This is a genomic window from Kribbella albertanoniae (assembly GCF_004348455.1).
Taxonomy (GTDB): Bacteria; Actinomycetota; Actinomycetes; order Propionibacteriales; family Kribbellaceae; genus Kribbella; species Kribbella albertanoniae.
Window position 1 is genome coordinate 57,605 of record NZ_SMKA01000013.1, and the last position, 15,683, is coordinate 73,287.

At 68.2% G+C, this 15,683-nt stretch carries 12 protein-coding genes and 1 tRNA gene; 4 read left to right on the forward strand and 9 right to left on the reverse strand.

The features are described from left to right. Positions 1–2: 2 nt before the first annotated feature. The 4 genes from E1261_RS05920 to E1261_RS05935 all read right to left on the reverse strand — a co-directional run bounded on the left by E1261_RS05920 (position 3) and on the right by E1261_RS05935 (position 6,092). Positions 3–2,441: a DUF6493 family protein gene (locus E1261_RS05920; protein ID WP_132403052.1), complete on the reverse strand. Its 2,439-nt coding sequence runs from the start codon at positions 2,439–2,441 to the stop codon at positions 3–5. Between the two features lie 65 nt (positions 2,442–2,506). Further along, positions 2,507–2,686: a hypothetical protein gene (locus E1261_RS05925; RefSeq protein WP_132403055.1), complete on the reverse strand. Its 180-nt coding sequence runs from the start codon at positions 2,684–2,686 to the stop codon at positions 2,507–2,509. Between the two features lie 83 nt (positions 2,687–2,769). Continuing rightward, positions 2,770–5,727, reverse strand: a complete 2,958-nt coding sequence (locus E1261_RS05930; RefSeq protein WP_132403058.1) for a S8 family serine peptidase — start codon at positions 5,725–5,727, stop codon at positions 2,770–2,772. A 291-nt stretch (positions 5,728–6,018) separates the two neighbouring features. Further along, a tRNA-Met gene (locus tag E1261_RS05935) sits at positions 6,019–6,092 on the reverse strand. A 105-nt stretch (positions 6,093–6,197) separates the two neighbouring features. On the opposite strand from E1261_RS05935, the gene E1261_RS05940 reads away from it, so the two are divergent. Next, positions 6,198–7,163 (forward strand): GNAT family N-acetyltransferase, encoded by a 966-nt coding sequence (locus E1261_RS05940; RefSeq protein WP_165952392.1) that lies wholly within the window; start codon positions 6,198–6,200, stop codon positions 7,161–7,163. 173 nt (positions 7,164–7,336) lie between these two features. Further along, a complete protein-coding gene (locus E1261_RS05945; protein ID WP_238176026.1) occupies positions 7,337–7,858 on the forward strand; it encodes a hypothetical protein in 522 nt (173 codons plus the stop codon). Between the two features lie 336 nt (positions 7,859–8,194). Here E1261_RS05945 and E1261_RS05950 read toward each other — a convergent pair whose 3' ends face one another. The 5 genes from E1261_RS05950 to E1261_RS05970 are packed head-to-tail and all read right to left on the reverse strand — an operon-like array spanning position 8,195 to position 13,635. Continuing rightward, positions 8,195–11,146: a UPF0182 family membrane protein gene (locus E1261_RS05950; protein ID WP_132403064.1), complete on the reverse strand. Its 2,952-nt coding sequence runs from the start codon at positions 11,144–11,146 to the stop codon at positions 8,195–8,197. Beyond that, complete coding sequence (locus E1261_RS05955; protein ID WP_202874338.1) at positions 11,143–11,760, reverse strand: PPA1309 family protein; 618 nt, start codon at positions 11,758–11,760, stop codon at positions 11,143–11,145. Before E1261_RS05955 ends, E1261_RS05950 begins: the two co-directional genes overlap by 4 nt. Before the next feature lie 43 nt (positions 11,761–11,803). Next, a complete protein-coding gene (locus tag E1261_RS05960; protein WP_132403067.1) occupies positions 11,804–12,841 on the reverse strand; it encodes a YlbL family protein in 1,038 nt (345 codons plus the stop codon). Then, positions 12,838–13,179, reverse strand: coding sequence for a hypothetical protein (locus E1261_RS05965; protein ID WP_132403070.1), 342 nt, complete (start codon positions 13,177–13,179; stop codon positions 12,838–12,840). Before E1261_RS05965 ends, E1261_RS05960 begins: the two co-directional genes overlap by 4 nt. A gap of 30 nt (positions 13,180–13,209) precedes the next feature. Further along, a complete protein-coding gene (locus E1261_RS05970; protein WP_132403073.1) occupies positions 13,210–13,635 on the reverse strand; it encodes a molybdenum cofactor biosynthesis protein MoaE in 426 nt (141 codons plus the stop codon). 123 nt (positions 13,636–13,758) lie between these two features. On the opposite strand from E1261_RS05970, the gene E1261_RS05975 reads away from it, so the two are divergent. Then, on the forward strand, positions 13,759–15,039 hold the full coding sequence (locus E1261_RS05975; RefSeq protein ID WP_132403076.1) for a zinc-dependent metalloprotease: 1,281 nt from the start codon (positions 13,759–13,761) through the stop codon (positions 15,037–15,039). Beyond that, positions 15,040–15,570, forward strand: coding sequence for an NUDIX hydrolase (locus tag E1261_RS05980; protein ID WP_132403079.1), 531 nt, complete (start codon positions 15,040–15,042; stop codon positions 15,568–15,570). Positions 15,571–15,683 lie beyond the last annotated feature (113 nt).

The following is a 15,683-nucleotide window of genomic DNA, read 5'->3' on the forward strand; positions in this document are numbered from 1 at the left end:
ACCTATCCGAGCAGGAGCCGCGCGGTCCTGGCTGCAGCCGAACTCCCCGCGAAGCCGCCAAGCCATTGCGCCAACGCCGGATCGGTGGCGCGACGGTCCAGACGGATCAGTTCATCCCGGAGCAGGTCGAGAAGCTTTTTGAGGCCACGATGCTCGGCGGACAGTTGCGGCAGAAGACAGGTCAGCAGGTCCACGGTCACGGCAGCGCCTCCGGGCACCTGGGCCACAGATGCCAGGGACTCCACCCACCGGTTGGCCGGCCAGACCCCGGCGTAGCGCGCCATGACTGAGGCAACCTCATGAACCGGGATGCGACCGGACACCACCAGGTCGATGAAGGCGTCGACGGCGTGGAGCCGGTGGTCTCGCTGTGTTGCCGAGATGCCGGCCGCGAGCGTGGCTGCTGCCAGCGTTCCCATGCGTCCAGGGTGTCGCGCCAAGGCGTCAAGGGTTCGCGGCACGTCATGGGTGGACTCGGCCCAGTTCGGGGACTCCAGGACGGGCAGGCAGGTGAGGGAGAGGAAGTGCTCGGCGTCGCGGGGCCAGATGGCCGCCAGGGTCGGGATCCAGTCGCCGAGAAACCTGCTGGCAGAGCCGTCGCCCCACCGGTCGGAGGTTTGGGTTTTCAGCTCGGTCGGCTGGTCGCCGGTGGGCCGGTCGGTGTTTGCGGTGGTGACGGTGAACTTGGCGTACCAGGATCGGCGGTCGCGTCCGTTCTCCTGCCAGGTGTGCGTCTTGACGTCACCGCTCAGTTGCGGAGCGGCGGTGGTGTATGGCGTCCAGGACCGTTCGGCAGCGATCCACCATGCTGCGGGTCCCTCCCGCCCGCTGCGCAGCAGTCGCCGAGTCGGCTCCACGCCGTCCAGTGCGAACCGGGCCGCAGCGGGCAGACTGCACGCCGTACGAGCGGCATCGTCGCGTCCGTCGGGGTGGAGGCGGAGCAGCGCTGCGATGAGGTCATGGTGCCGCGGGCTGGGGTTCTGAACCAGGCGTTCGACGAAAGCCATGGGGTCGACCCAGCCACCCGGGAGGTCGGGGGTGGCCAGCAACGGGGCACCTGAGGTGTAGATCTCGGACAGCCGTCGTGCGACGAATCGCTGGGCCGGGTGGTCGGGGACCGCGGGCGGCGCCGTGTCGCCGAGGACGCTCAGGACGAGTCGTGCCACTTGTCCGGGCAGCCACGAGTCGCCGAGGTCGGTTTGCGGGCCGCGCGCGACGACGGCCTTGGCCCGCTTCCTCAAAGGTTCGAGTACTTCGGCTCCGCCGGTGGCGAGGCAGGCCAGGACCGCTTCGAGCTCACCTGCGTCCGACGCATCCTCCAGCAGTGCGGCCGCGCGCTCTGCCAAGTCGCGTGTTGAGACGGGCACTGGTACCGGCGCCAGACTCTGATCGTGTGGAACCTCGTTCTCCTGCCTGGCCTCGGCTTGCAGTCCGAGTTCTTGGCGCACGCTTGGGGTGAGGTCTTCTGCGGCAGCGAGTACGCCGTCGGCTTCGCCGAGGTCGGCGAGGAGCTTGGCGGCTGCTCGCTGGACGTCAGGATGCGGGTGCCCAAGCGCTGCCCTTGCCACTATGCCAACGAGGCCTCGGAAGTCGGCTCGTCCGGCGCGGGCCAGGGTGAGGGCAGCAATGGCTGTCCCCTTGGCCTTGACCACAGTGGCGGGCGGTAGCGCTTCGAGGGTCGCCTCGACGTCGAGAAGGCCCGTCTTCTGGACTCGGGCCAGTTGTTTGACGGCGAACGCGACTGTGGCAGGGACAGCGGAGCTGAGCAATCGACGCAGGTCCGTCTGCAGGCCGGCCGTCTCTTCGGCTGTGGGCTCCAGCGCCAGATAGGTGGCCGAATACCAGCTGGCTCGGTAGGCGGCGAAATCCCTGCCCAGGGCATGTAGGCAGGCGGTGATGACTCGGGTGCGGTCGAGAGTTCGGTCCGAGGTCAGCTCCAGGAAGGTCTTGCGCCAGTCGTCTGCGCCGAAGCGGTCGACGTTGGTCAGGCTGACCTCCCCGCCGCCTTCGACCTCGAAGACCCGCCACAGGGCGCGCTCGACCAGGTCGGGGTCGGCGCGCAGCTTGTCGGACTTGTCCGGGCCAACCGCGCTAACCATGGCTAGCACATAGCTCTCGTCCACATCGAGTTGGACCAGCCCGAGCCGCTCCAGCAGACGAACTCGCAGGAAGCGCTCGCTCGACCAGGACGACGTGGATGCCGCGCTCAACTCTCGGGTGACCAGCCCCTGCAGCCACCGAGGCCTCGAAGCGTCGGCCGCGCGGCTACCGGTGGCGGCGGCCGCCAGCGCCCGGTCGATCACGCCGAGCAGCGCATGGTCCTTCTGCCAGGCGAACTCGTAGCTGGCATTCAGGGCCTTATCGGCTCCAGACTCGAGCAGCCCGAAGAGCGTTGCCGGTGCCACACCGACGAGCGATGTGTATGACGGCAGCTCACCCATCGGTTCTCCTGACTTGGCGAAGCCCTCCCCCGCCGTGGACTCGAGTATCCCGTGTCCCGACAACGTCAAGCCACCGGCTTTGAGCCGCCACGCATGACAAAGGCCGCGTTCCCACCAATCGATAACCTCGCCGTCCTCAGCCATGCGCTGAATGATCCGAGCAGTGAGCTCAGCGCCGCGAGATGCGCCTCATGATTGGCAGCGATCTGCTGGCGCGCGGCTTGACGTTCAGCCTTCGCGCTCACGGGCCAACGCTACCCAGTGCTTGGCATTGCTGAGGTAAGGGCTGACCGGAATCTGTTCCGGTCAGCCCTGCGATCCGTCGCGGCTACGGGGTGACCGTGACTACCGTGCCCCCGATCTCGGTGAAGCCGTCGGAGTAGCTGACCCGGCCGAGATACTTCGTCGCCGGGGTGAGGCCGGTCCACGACACCGTGATGTCCGCTGAGCCGCCGATGGTGGCGGTCGCCGTACTTGACGTCGCCGTCATGTTGCCTGTGGCGGTGCCCGGCACGAGCCAGCGGAAGAGGGTGTAGACGGCGTCGGCACCGTCGGTCTCGAAGCCGTGCGCGTAGAGGCGATAGGTGCCCGCGCCGGGCTTGGCGAGGTCGATGAGTTCCGCGCTGGTGGTGGTGAAGCTGGCCCCGACGAGGGTCAACACGCCTCCCGCGCCGACCCGGTACAAGTACAGGTCGATGTCGTCGTTGCCGTCGGTGAACTCGTCGAACAGTTGCACCCGCAGCAGCGGCGTGCCGCTGGGCACCGCGAACTCGTGCACCTGGATGCCCTGGTTGGCGTCCGGAGCATTCGCGTTGAAGTCGTTCGCCGGGTCGTCGACGATCGTCCTCGTCTCGGTCGTCGCTGCCACGAGACCTTGCGGCGCGACGTTGAAGCTGCCCGAGTAGCCGAACTTGACGGCGTACTGGAGCGATCCGGTTGCCCCTGTGCCCGCCGCGGAGGCCGGCGCGGCGATGCTGACCGGGCGGACCACCACCGGGCTTCGCACGCTGTGGCCGGCGCTGTCCGACCAGGTCAGCGCCCCGAAGCTGTACTCGTCGAAATCCGCAGCCGGGGTCGACGTGAACGTGACCTGGTACGAGGCCGTGGCGCCGGTGCCGAGGGTCAGCACGCTCGGGGTGACCACGACGTCAACCCCTGGCGGTGCGGCGACGGAGACCGCGTAGGTCCCGGCCGGGCCGACGTTGCGCACCGTACGTGTCACCGTCCGGACGCCCGCGAGCGAGCGGACCGTGATCGTCGCAGCGTTGAAGTCGGTCGGAGCGATGACCGGCGCCGGGGTGGTGCCGAAGCAGAGAGTGCACAACCCCTGGCTTCGCAGGAACGCCCGGTAGTCGTCGAAACCGGCTGGGTAGACGAGACCGGGATCCGCCGCGCTGTTGGGCACGATGTGACCCGCACCGAAGTCGAACGGGTCGGCAGGCGTACTGCCGTCCTCCTTCCACACGTCCTGCCGGGCACTCGTCATGAGCGCCGACTGCATCATGTCGGGCGTCCAGCCGGGATGCCGATCCCGCAGCAGCGCGCCGATGCCGGCGACGTGCGGGCTGGACATCGACGTACCGGCGATCGCCTGGAACAGCTGGCCGGGCGCCCCGACGAACGCGGTCGGGGTGTTGCCGGCCAGGATCTGGACGCCGGGCGCGGTGACGTCCGGCTTCAGCAGGTCACCCGTGCTCCGCGCGCTGTCGACCAGCGGTCCGCGGGACGAGAACGCCGCCATGGTGTTGCCGCCACCGAAAGCCTTCGCGCCACCCGACAGCGATGCCGTCGGAGCACTGGTCGCCGCGATGTACGTCTTGATCGCGAGGCCGTCGGAGTTGCGGATGTGGACGGTCGGCACATAGTGGTTGTCACTCAGCAGCGCGTCGCTCTGGTCCACCGTGTAGAGGATCATCCCGACGCCACCCGCGTTCTTGACCCCCAGGCTCCGTGCCGCTCGGGAGAAGCTCCCCTTGCACAGCACGATCTTGCCCGTCACAGCCGCCGGGGCGAGGCCGGACAGGCAGCCCTCGCTGCCCGCCGCCGCACCGTCGACCAGCGGCGTCGCCGCGAGCCCCGGCGTGACGGAGGCACCTTGGAAGGCCGCGCCGTTGCCGAGCGTCGCCGTACCGACGAGCGAGCGGTTCTGGGTGCTCGCACCGACCGTCGTCAGCCACGGACCGCCGTGGTCGACCGTGCTGGGACCAGGTCCGGAGTTGCCTGCCGAGGCCGCGACGAAGACACCGGCCTGCCGGGCGAACAGGAAGGCGACGTCATCGGCGTCAAGGAAGTCCGGATCGTCGTCGCCGATCGAATAGTTGATGACGTCGACACCGTCGCCGACCGCCGAGTCGATCGCGCCGACGAGGTCGCTGACCGCGCAGCCGCCCGGCCAGCAGGCCTTGTACGCCGCGACCCGGGCGCGCGGCGCCATCCCGCTGACCGTGCCGAAGCTGCGTCCGAAGATCGACGCGTTGACGTTAGCGTTGCCGCCGGCGGTTGACGTGGTGTGCGTACCGTGGCCGTCGTGGTCGCGCGCCGAGATGTAGTCGTCCTTCAGCCCTCCGCCGAAGTGGCCGAAGCCCTTGTGGAAGTAGCGGGCGCCGATCAGCTTGTTGCTGCACTGCTGCTGGCTCCACAGCTGGCCGGACTGGCACACCCCGTTCCAGCCGGCCGGCACGGGGCCGTAGCCGGCGGCGGCGAAGCTCGGGTGCTCCGGCCAGATACCGGTGTCCACCACACCGATGATCACGTCCTCCCCGGCGCTGCCCTGCCCGCCGAGCTGGCTCCAGAGACCGCCGGCGGCGTTCAGTCCGAGAAAGGCCGGCGTGTTGTCGGTTTTGACCTGCGCCAGCTTGTCCCGCTGGATCGAGACGACGCCGGGCGTCGTGCTCAGCTTCGCCAGCTGTGCCTTGGTGAGCGTCGCCGCGAAGGCGTTCAGCGAGTACTCGTAGTCGTACTCCCGCGTCGCGCCGACGCTGTTCGCCACCTGGGCGTGCCGGGAGCGCAGGTAGTTGACGTACCGCTGGACCTTCGCGTCCTTCTTGTTGAACCGCTTTCCGGCCGCCGGCTTCGTCGCCGGGTAGCCGGCGATCCCGCCTGCGTATGCGCCTGCGGGTGCCTCACCGAGCAGCACCAGGTAGACGTCGCTGGCGCCTGCCTTGCCGCTGCCTGCGGGCGCTGCGCCCGGACTCTCCCCCTGGGCCCCGGCCGCACCAGTGGTGACCGTGGCCGTGATCAGGCACGCAACGAGGACGACGATCCATCCCCCCATGAGTCGCTTCATCACTCTCCCCTTCAGACGACGAGCATCCGGCCGCACAGCACGGCGGAGTCTGGCGAGGTCGCGATGGTGCCCCCGGCGTCATCGCGGTGGCCCCCTGAACCCACCATGCACCCGGCCGGGCGCCCGCGCCAGATGGAAAATCGGGTGAAAGAGGGTGCGGGCGAGCCGATCGTGACTTGCGCTACGAGGCTTCCGAAGTACCTGGAATCCGCTGGCCAGGAGAACCTGATCCAGCGCCAATGACGAAGGCCCTCCGACCGGCATATCGCCTGATCAGAGGGCCTTCTGTAGTAGCGGGGGCAGGATTTGAACCTGCGACCTCTGGGTTATGAGCCCAGCGAGCTACCGAGCTGCTCCACCCCGCGCCGCTGGGTTTAGATTAGTGGATCGAGGCCGGGCAACCAAATCAGTTAATGGGCTGCCCGAAAATCCGTGTCCCGCGGGAAGCGGCGCGGCGTACCGTCGCGGGTATGTCTCGACTCGACATCCGGCCGTTCGAAGCAACGGATCTGCCTGCGGCGGCAGCTCTGCTGGCGGAGCGGCACCGGCAGCATCGCCTGCGGCATCCCCTGTTGCCGGCTGCCTACGAGGACCAACAGCGTGCGCTGGCTGAGGTGACCGCCGCCTGGGAGTCCGAGGATGCCTCCGGCACCGTACTGCGGGACGGCGACGAGGTGACCGGGTACTTGCTCGGGGCACCGAAGAAGTCGCCGGTGTGGGGACCCAACATCTGGGTGGAAGCCGCCGGGCATGCAGTACGTGAGGCAGAGCACATCAGAGACCTGTACGGCGCGGCCGCGAGCACGTGGGTCGACGGCGGACGGATCGCGCATTACACGCTGGTCCCGGATGACGCCGCGCTTCTGGACGCATGGTTCCGGCTGGCCTTCGGTTCGCAGCACGCACACGCGATCCGGCCTGTTCCCGAGACACCGATCCCGGTCCCCGCGGGGCTGACCGTCCGGACCGCCGTTCGGGACGACATTCCGATCCTCGCGCAGCTGGATCTCACATTGCCTCAGCACCAGGGGTTGTCGCCGGTCTTCTCCGCAGGCATGCTGCCGACGTTGCAGGAGGCATTGGATGAATGGGAAGAGGACTTCGATGATCCGGAGCACGTGACTTTTGTGGCCGAGAGCAACGGTCGGGTGATCGGTTCGTCCATCGGTTCGTCGATCGAGAAGGGCTCGACACACAGCGGGTTGTCGCAGCCGGACAACGCGGGCTTCCTGGGATTCGCCGCGGTGCTGCCCGAGGCGCGTGGCCTCGGCGCCGGGCGGGCGCTGGGTGAAGCGGTGCTGAACTGGTCGGCCGAGATGGGCTACGACTCCGTCGTCACCGACTGGCGGGTGACGAACCTGTTGTCGTCGCGTGCCTGGCCGGCGCTGGGCTTCCGGCAGACCTTCCATCGTCTGCATCGCTTGATCGGGCACTGATCCGGCAAGTTGTCCACAGATTCGGGAATCGGCGATCCGGGAGGGCGACGATCGCTGCATCTTCTTGGGCAAGAGGCGCCACGCGAAGGAGTGCGGCGCCGAGGTAACCCCTGGAGGCAGCCATGTTGCGATCATCCCGTCGTTCCCGATTCGTGCCACGCCTGAGCCGTATCGTGAGGACAAGTGCGGTCGTCCTGTCCTCCTTGGGCGTCTGGACGGCTGCCACCGCGGCAGCCGCCGGATCCTCGGCGCCGTACGCGGCATCCTCCCCGTCGATCGAGCAAAGGGCACGCACCGTGGACGGCTTCGTGATCGAGCATCTCCCCGGCGGCATCGGGACGCCGAGCGACTTCGAGTACGAGTGGGAGGACGTCGTCTTCCACAGCCGGGTCTGGGAGACCGGGCCGGATCCGGAGGGCGCGTTCAAGGTCGACCTGACCGTCAAGACCCTGCGCGGCGCCAAGCTCAGCGACCTCGAGGCAGTCAAGACCTTCCTCGTCGAGTACGAGGAGAAGGATCCCGGTGCCTGGCAGTTGCGCCCGGTCAAGATCGGTCCGTACGACGGTCTCGCGGACGACGACGAGGTGTTCTACTTCATCTCCCCCGGGCTGGCCGCAGAGGTATCGCTCGACCGAACCCGGTTCACCGAGGACGACCTGATCAGCACCGCCACCGGCTTCCACCCGGAAACCTGACCCGGCGCCAGCCGCTCGCTGATGCTCAGTAGGCGTTGACTGAGCCACGTCTGCCGCCCACAACAGGTGAGCGTCCGATACAGGATCACCGCCGGGCCGGCTCGCGTGCGGGTGCGCCGGGTGTACTGCGGTCACCCACTGGGGACCTCGGCCATCTGGTGACGTGTCCCGGGTCCCCAGTAGGTGTACGCGGTTCGGCCGCGCCGGATCAGGTTCAAGCACGACGGGTTCGTCTACGGGGGCCACGAACTGCCTGGCACCAGGCAACGAGAAGGGCGGTGGCACCGGCTGTTGCCGGTGTCACCGCCCCTCGCGAACTGCTGTCGGCCGCCGAGGTCAGCCGGTAGGTGAGCTCGGCGGGTTGGTAGGTGTAGGCGCCCCCGAGGGTGTCGGGGTCGGAGTCGCGGCGCCTGCGGTGGCGGCGCGGTCGACTGCGGCCTTCATCTTGTCGATCTCCCGCGCGTAGCCGGCCAGGTCACCTTCCTTCAAGGCGGCCTGTGCGGCGGTGTAGGCCGCCTGCGCCTCGGCTAGTGCCTGTTTGATCGTCTGGTTCGCAGGTGGCTGGTTCGTCGGCGGCTTCGGGTCCTCGCCGGTGTCGACGCTGGTGTTGAAGACCTTGGTCAGCGCCTCCTGCAACGTCGATCCGAAAGCGACCCGATCACCGAAGGAGACCAGGACGTAGCGCAGCACCGGATAGCTACCGGCTCCACCGGTCCGGACCGAGTAGACGGGCTGCACGTAGAGCAGACCACCACCCAGCGGAAGGGTGAGCAGGTTGCCGAACTGTGCCTTCGTACCACTGGACGGCTGGTTGATCGGCAGCAGCGCCGATCTGATCAGGTCGTCGGTCTGGAACTTGGTGAAGACCTGTCCAGGACCGGGGATCTGCACGTTGCCAGGCAATCGGAGGATCCGGAACTTGCCGTAGTCCTTCGAGGTCGCCTCGGCATCGACCGCCATGAACGCGGTGAGGTTCTCCCGCTCCGCGTTCGGAACGTACACCGAGGTCAGCGAGAACTTGGGATCCGCCTGACCGGGCATCCGCAACGAGAGATAGAACGGAGGCTGATTGTTTTGCACCGACGAGTCAGTGTTCGCCGTCACGGTCGCGGTCGGGTCGGCCGGCACCCGCCACAGGTCGCTGTTCTGGTACCAGGTGGTCGAGTCCGTCACGTGGTACTTGGCCAGCAGATCGCGCTGGACCTTGAACATGTCCTCCGGGTAGCGCAGGTGCGACATCAGGTCCGGCGAGATGTCGGAGCGCGGCTTGACAGTGTCCGGGAAGGCCTTCATCCAGGTCTTCAGCACCGGGTCGTTCTCGTCCCACGCGTACAGCTCGACCGAGCCGTCGTAGGCGTTCACGACCGCCTTGACCGAGTTGCGGATGTAGTTGATCTCCTCGCTCGGCTGCTGCGCGATCGTGCCGCGGCCCGTGGTGGTGTCCCGGGTGCTGTCGTCCAGGGCGACCTTCTGGGCGTACGGGTAGTTCGCGGAGGTGGTGTAGCCGTCGACGATCCAGACGACCTGCCCGTCGACGACCGCCGGGTACGGGTCACCGTCCGGCGTCAGCCACGGCGCGGCCTTCTCGACCCGCTCGCGCGGGCTGCGGTCGTAGAGGATCTTCGAGTCCGGGTTCACCCGGCTGGACAGCAGCAAGTTCGCGTCGCGGAACTTGGTGGCGTAGAGCAACCGGTTCCCGAAGCTGCCGATCCCGACCCCGCCCTTGCCGTCATAGGTGTTCAGCGTCGGGCTACCACCGGTCGTACCCTCCGGCGTGTCCAGCTCGACGGCCTGGCCGCCCTTCGGGCCACCGACGATCGAGTAGTCCGGCGACTTCTCGCCGAAGTAGATGCGAGGTTCGTAGTCACCGAGCTGTCCGGTCGGCGGCAGGTCCCTCTCCGTCCAGACCGGCGTGCCGTCGGGGGCGCGCTGGTTGCCGTTCGCGGCGACCACGCCGTAGCCGTGGGTGTAGACGGTGTGGTCGTTGTTCCAGTTGCGCTGACCGGCCGGCAGTTTGTCGATCTGCACCTCGCGGACGGCGATGACGGTGTCGGCGGTCTTGTTGCCGATCTTGTAGCGGTCGACGTCGAGGTCGGTCGGGAACGAGTAGAAGCCTCGGACCTGCTGCAACTGCTCGAAGGTCGGGCCGACGACGCTGGGGTCGATCAGCCGGATTCCTGGCAGCACCTCGGCGTCTGCGGCCAACTCCGAGGGCGTGGCCGTGGTCTTCGCCTTGTAGTCGATGACCTCGGCGCCCTGCAGACCGTAGGCCTGCCGCGTCGCCGCGATGTTCTTGTCGATGTACGGCGCTTCCTTCACCGGCTCGCTCGGGCGGACACGCAACTGCTGGAGCGCGGCCGGCCAGAGCGCACCGAGGAGGATCGCCGACAGGATCAGCACGACCGTGCCGACGCCGGGCAGCAGCCAGGTTTTCCGGACCACGTTCGCGAAGAACAATCCGGCGCACAGCACCGCGATGACGGCCAGGATCTCCTTGCTGGGCAGGACGGCGTTGTCACCGGTGTAGGAGATACCGGTGAACAGCCGCGCCTTGTCGGTGGTCAGGCCGTAGCGGTCGAGCCAGTAGCTGAAGGCCTTCAGCAGGACGAGCAGACCCAGCAACACCGAGAACTGCACCTGCGCCGCCCCCGAGGCCTTCTGCCCCTTGGCCGACGGGCGGAAGCCGCCGTACAGGTAGTGGGTGATGATGGCGGCGACCAGCGACAGCAGCACGATCGAGTAGCCGAAGCCGAGCAGCACGCGCAGCCACGGGTAGTCGAAGACGAAGAACGAGATGTCCTTGTTGAAGTGCTGGTCGGTGACACCGAACGGTGTCCGGTTCCGCCAGGCGAGGAAGACCTTCCACTCGCCCGAGGCGGCCGAGCCACCGAAGGTCAGCATCAGTACGGCGACCACGCCGATCGCGATCTTGCCGCGCTGCTGGAGCAGGTCGCCGTACCGCTCGAAGCCCGGGCTCGGCGACGGTGCGAGCGCCACCCGCGGCCGGGTCCGGAAGGCCACCACGATGTTCGCCACGACCGCGACGGCCATCAGCAGACCGACCGCGATGAACAGCAGCACCCGGGTGCCCAGGACGGTGCTGAACACCGAGCCGAGATCGACCGAGCGGTACCACAGGCGCTGGGTCCAGACGTCGGTGAAGACGCTGAACAGGATCAGCAGCACGATCAGGGTCGCGATCGTCGGCAGCAACGCCCGCGGGCGTCGCCCGGGATTTCGTCCCGCCCGCCGCGGCTCGTCCGGCATGTCGTAGACGCCGTCACTCATGGTCGGTTCTCCTCGTCGTCACTGCTGCCGTCGACCCCAGGACCCGCACCCGGCAGATCGCCGGTCGAGGGTTCGAATGTCAATGACAGTACTTCGCACAGCGTGGGGACCAAGTCGGTGCCGGTGAGTACGGCGCTGTCCTCGTCGTGGGAGCGCAGCCGGACCGCGCCGAAGCGGTCGCCTTCGCGCAGGACGGCCGCGACCATCCGGACCTCGTGGCGGCGTGGATCACTGCCGGCCATCCGGGCGAGCTCTTCGTCGGTCTCGGCGGCGGACAGGCCCGCCTCGGCCGCGGCGGGGAGCACGATCCGCTCGATGGCGAGGGCGCAACCGCTGACGCCGTCGGGCCACTCGATCCGGGCCAGCGCGTCGGCCAGGTGCTCGTCCTCGAGCACACCGGGCAGCTCGCCCTGGGCCACCGGAGTGAGCGGCTGGGACAGGTCGTCGGCCCCGAGCTCGGCGGCCAGCTGGGGCTCGGCCCGCAGCAGATCCTCGGTCGGGACCAGCGCGAACAACTGCGCGGGCTGGTCCCAGCCCGCGCTGCTGACGTGCTTCTCGATCTCGACCACCGCTCGGCTGAGCGCGTCAGGAGGCAGGATGCCTACGGATTCCATACCGCCAGATCTCTCCTTCGGCCGACAGATTCTTCTCGATGACTCAGGGCGTACATCCGGGAACGTCACCCTTCCCGCTGCTGATCGCTTTCAGTCCGGCGATCGCGTCGTCCAGGGTGCTCATCTTCACCAGCTGGATGCCGTTCACTCCGGCATGCAGCGCGGCGGCACAGTTCGCGGCCGGCACCAGGAACACCGTGGCGCCGTCGTCCTTGGCACCGGCGATCTTCTGCTGGATGCCGCCGATCGCACCGACCTGGCCGAGTGCGTCGATCGTGCCGGTGCCGGCGACGTGCTTACCGGCCAGCAGCGGACCGGGGGTCAGCTTGTCGTAGATGGCCAGGGCGAAGGCCGTCCCGGCGCTCGGGCCGCCGATGTCCTGCCCGAGGTTGACCGTCACCTTGACCTGGGAGTCGACCCCGATCGTGATGCCGACCATCGGCCGGCTCTCTTCGCCCGGAGTAGCCGCCGTCTTCAGCTCGACGGTCTGTTCCTTCTTGTCCCGGCGGATCAGGAAGGTCACCGTCTCGCCGACCTTGTGCTTGCGGACCGCGTCACCGACCTGCGGGATCTGGGTCATCGGCTGACCGTCGACCTGCAGGACGATGTCACCGGGCTTCAGCTTGCCGTCGGCGGGAGAGCCCTTCGCCACCGTCGCGACCTTCGTGTGGAAGGGGACCTTCGCGGCCTGCAGCGCCGCTGCGACCGCGCTGTCCTGCGAGCCGGTCATCTCGGCGGTGTTCTGCTCCTCGACCTCGTCGGCGCTCTGGTCGGGCGGGTAGATGATGTCGCGCGGGAACAGGTCGTGGTGCGGGTCGAGCCAGTTCCGCATCGCTTGCGGCAGGGTCAGCTCGCGGTCCGGCGAGGTGACCGAGACCGTGGTCAGGTCGAGCTGGCCGGTGGTCGGGAAGGTGTCGTAGCCGGTGATCTCGATGACCGGCTTGTTCTTCGACATCCCGAGGGTGTCCTTGACCGGTCCGGGGCTGAACGAGACGAACGGCACCGGGAACGCGGTGAGCAGCCCGAGCGAGAGGACGAGCACGACGATCGAAGTGACCAGCGTTGCGGTACGACGTGTCACGAACCCTGCCCTGCGGTCTTGGTGGAATCCAACGTCTCGGCCGAACCGAGCTTCTTGCCGGTCTGGCCGTCTACCGGGCTCAACGACCGGGCCGCGGGAACTGTGCCCGTCGTGTCCGAAGCGTTGCGCGAAGCACGCCGAGGCCTGAAGGCGCGGCGGCGCGGAGTCGCCTGCGGGCCGGGAGCGGCCAGGGCGTCACTGAAGCGACGGAACTCCTCGACCGAGTCGAAGGCACCGGCGGACCGGCGCGGACCACGGTTGCGACCGCGCCACGCTGCCCAGCACATGGCCAGGACTGTGGCGGCCAGCGGGAACGCCAGCCACGCCAAAACCTTCATCCGGCCACCTTCATGCGCCCAGCGTACGGGTCAGTGTGCGCCGACCCACTCGCTGGCACCGTCGGCGAAGTGCTGGTGTTTCCAAATCGGAACCTCGGACTTGAGATCGTCGATCAGCCGCCGGCAGGCGGCGAACGCGACCTCCCGGTGCGAGGCGGCGACCGCGACGATCACCGCGGCGTCCCCGATCTTCAGGTCACCGATCCGATGAACGGCCGCCAGCGCCGTCACCGCCGGGTCCGCGCAGATCCGCTCGGCCACCAGCTGCAGCTGCTTCAGCGCGTCCGGATGGGCCTCGTAGCTGAGCCGATCCACCGGCTTCGACTGGTCGTGATTGCGTACGGTCCCGATGAAAAGAGCGGTCCCGCCCGCGGTGGGGTCGGACACAGCGGCCAGCACCTCGTCGCTGGACAGCGCATCCGCACGGATGTCCAGCAGCCTGATCGCGTCGCTCATGTCCCTATTCTCCCTCGGTACTCCAGCTCAGAACACCACGCCCCCGTTCGCCGGGGGCGGAACCGACCGGGGGAACCAGTACGTTGGAGTTGTACGCCGTACCCGCACAGGAAGGCCACTCCGATGAGCGACGAACCGGACAACCCGTTCAAGGGAACTCCGTTCGAGGCCATGTTCCAGCAGTTCTCCGGTGCGGCCGGCGCGGGTGGCACGCCGGACCTGAACGCGATCTTCGCGCAGGTCCAGCAGCTGCTGAGCGGCTCGACCGACGGCAGGCCGGTGAACTGGGACCTGGCCAAGGACATCGCCCGCAAGACCGTGTCAGCCGCCGGTGACCGGTCGATCACCCCGACCGACTCGGACCGGGTCGCCGACGCCGTCCGGCTGGCCGAGCACTGGCTGGACGAGGCAACCACGCTCCCCGAGGTCTCCACGACGTCCGCGGCCTGGAGCCGCGCCGAGTGGGTCGAGAACACCCTGCCCGTGTGGCAGACGGTCGTCGACCCGGTCGCCGAGCACGTCGCCGGTGCCATGGGCGGTGCACTGCCTGCCGAGGCTCAGCAGCTCGCGGGGCCGATGGCAGGGATGCTGCGTCAGCTGGGTGGTTCGATCTTCGGCGCTCAGGTCGGGCAGGCCCTCGGCGAGCTCGCCGGTGAAGTGGTGAGCTCGTCGGACATCGGGCTGCCGCTCGGCCCGACGGGTCAGGCCGTTCTGCTACCGGACAACATCGTGAAGTTCGCCGAGGGGCTGGAGCTGGCGGACGAGGACGTCCGGCTGTACCTCGCGTTGCGTGAGGTTGCGCACCAGCGGTTGTTCGCCGGTGTGCCGTGGCTGCGGCAGCACTTGTTCGCCGCGGTCGCCGACTACGCAGCCGGCATCGAGGTCGACCGCGGCAAGATCGAGCGCGCGATGGCCGACATCGACCCGCAGAACCCGGAGGCCATGCAGGAGGCGCTCGCGGGCGGCCTGTTCGAGCCCGAGGACTCCGAGCAGCAGAAGGCAGCACTCGCCCGTCTGGAGACCGCGCTCGCGCTCGTCGAGGGCTGGGTGGACGACGTCGTACGGCAGGCAACCAAGGACAGGATGCCGGCCGCCATCCAACTCGCCGAGACAGTACGGCGTCGCCGCGCGGCCGGTGGACCTGCCGAGCAGACGTTCGCCACCCTGGTCGGTCTGCAACTACGTCCCCGCCGCCTCCGCGACGCTGCCAACCTCTGGGCCGCCGTCCGCGACGCAAGAGGTATCGACGGCCGCGACAACCTCTGGTCCCACCCCGACCTCCTCCCCAGCACCTCCGACCTCGACGACCCCATCGGCTTCGCCCAGCACACCGGCGAACTCTCCGACCTCGACATCACCAACTTCCTCGACAACCCGACCGACGAGAACCCCGAGACCAAGTAGGTGCTTCTCGACGATGCGGTTGGGGTTCTGACGGAGTGGGATGCGCCGGATGGGGAGCAGGAGGGGCTGCGGCTGCACTACTTACGGCATCTGGCGGGGCATGCGGACGGGATGTGGCGAGAGTGCCGGCCTGAGCATGTGACGGCCAGTGCGCTGGTCGTCGATGGGTCTGGTGAGCGGGTGCTGCTGACGCTGCACCGCACCGTCGGTCTCTGGCTGCAGCTGGGTGGGCATTGCGAGCCCGGCGACCGCACGTTGACGGGAGCTGCGCTTCGGGAGGCTACGGAGGAGTCGGGGCTGACCGGGCTCTCCATTGATCCGCTGCCGGTGCGGCTTTCGCGGCACGAGATTCTGGCAGGTGGTTGCGCAGGGGCTTATCACCTGGACGTTCAGTTCCTGGTGACGGCGGCTGCTGGTACGGCGTATGTGGTCAGCGAGGAGTCGCAGGACCTGGCGTGGTTCGGTCTGGATGAACTGCCAGCCGGGCTGGACGAGTCGGTTCGCCAGTTGGTTGCCAGCGGCGTGCGCTGAGAACTCCTTGCCTGACAAGGCTTTTGGCGACGCCGGGGTGAACACCTAGCTGCTGTGTCCACCCCGGCGTTGCGTCTGTGGCGCCTCACTACTGCCCCACAATCCCCGTGCCC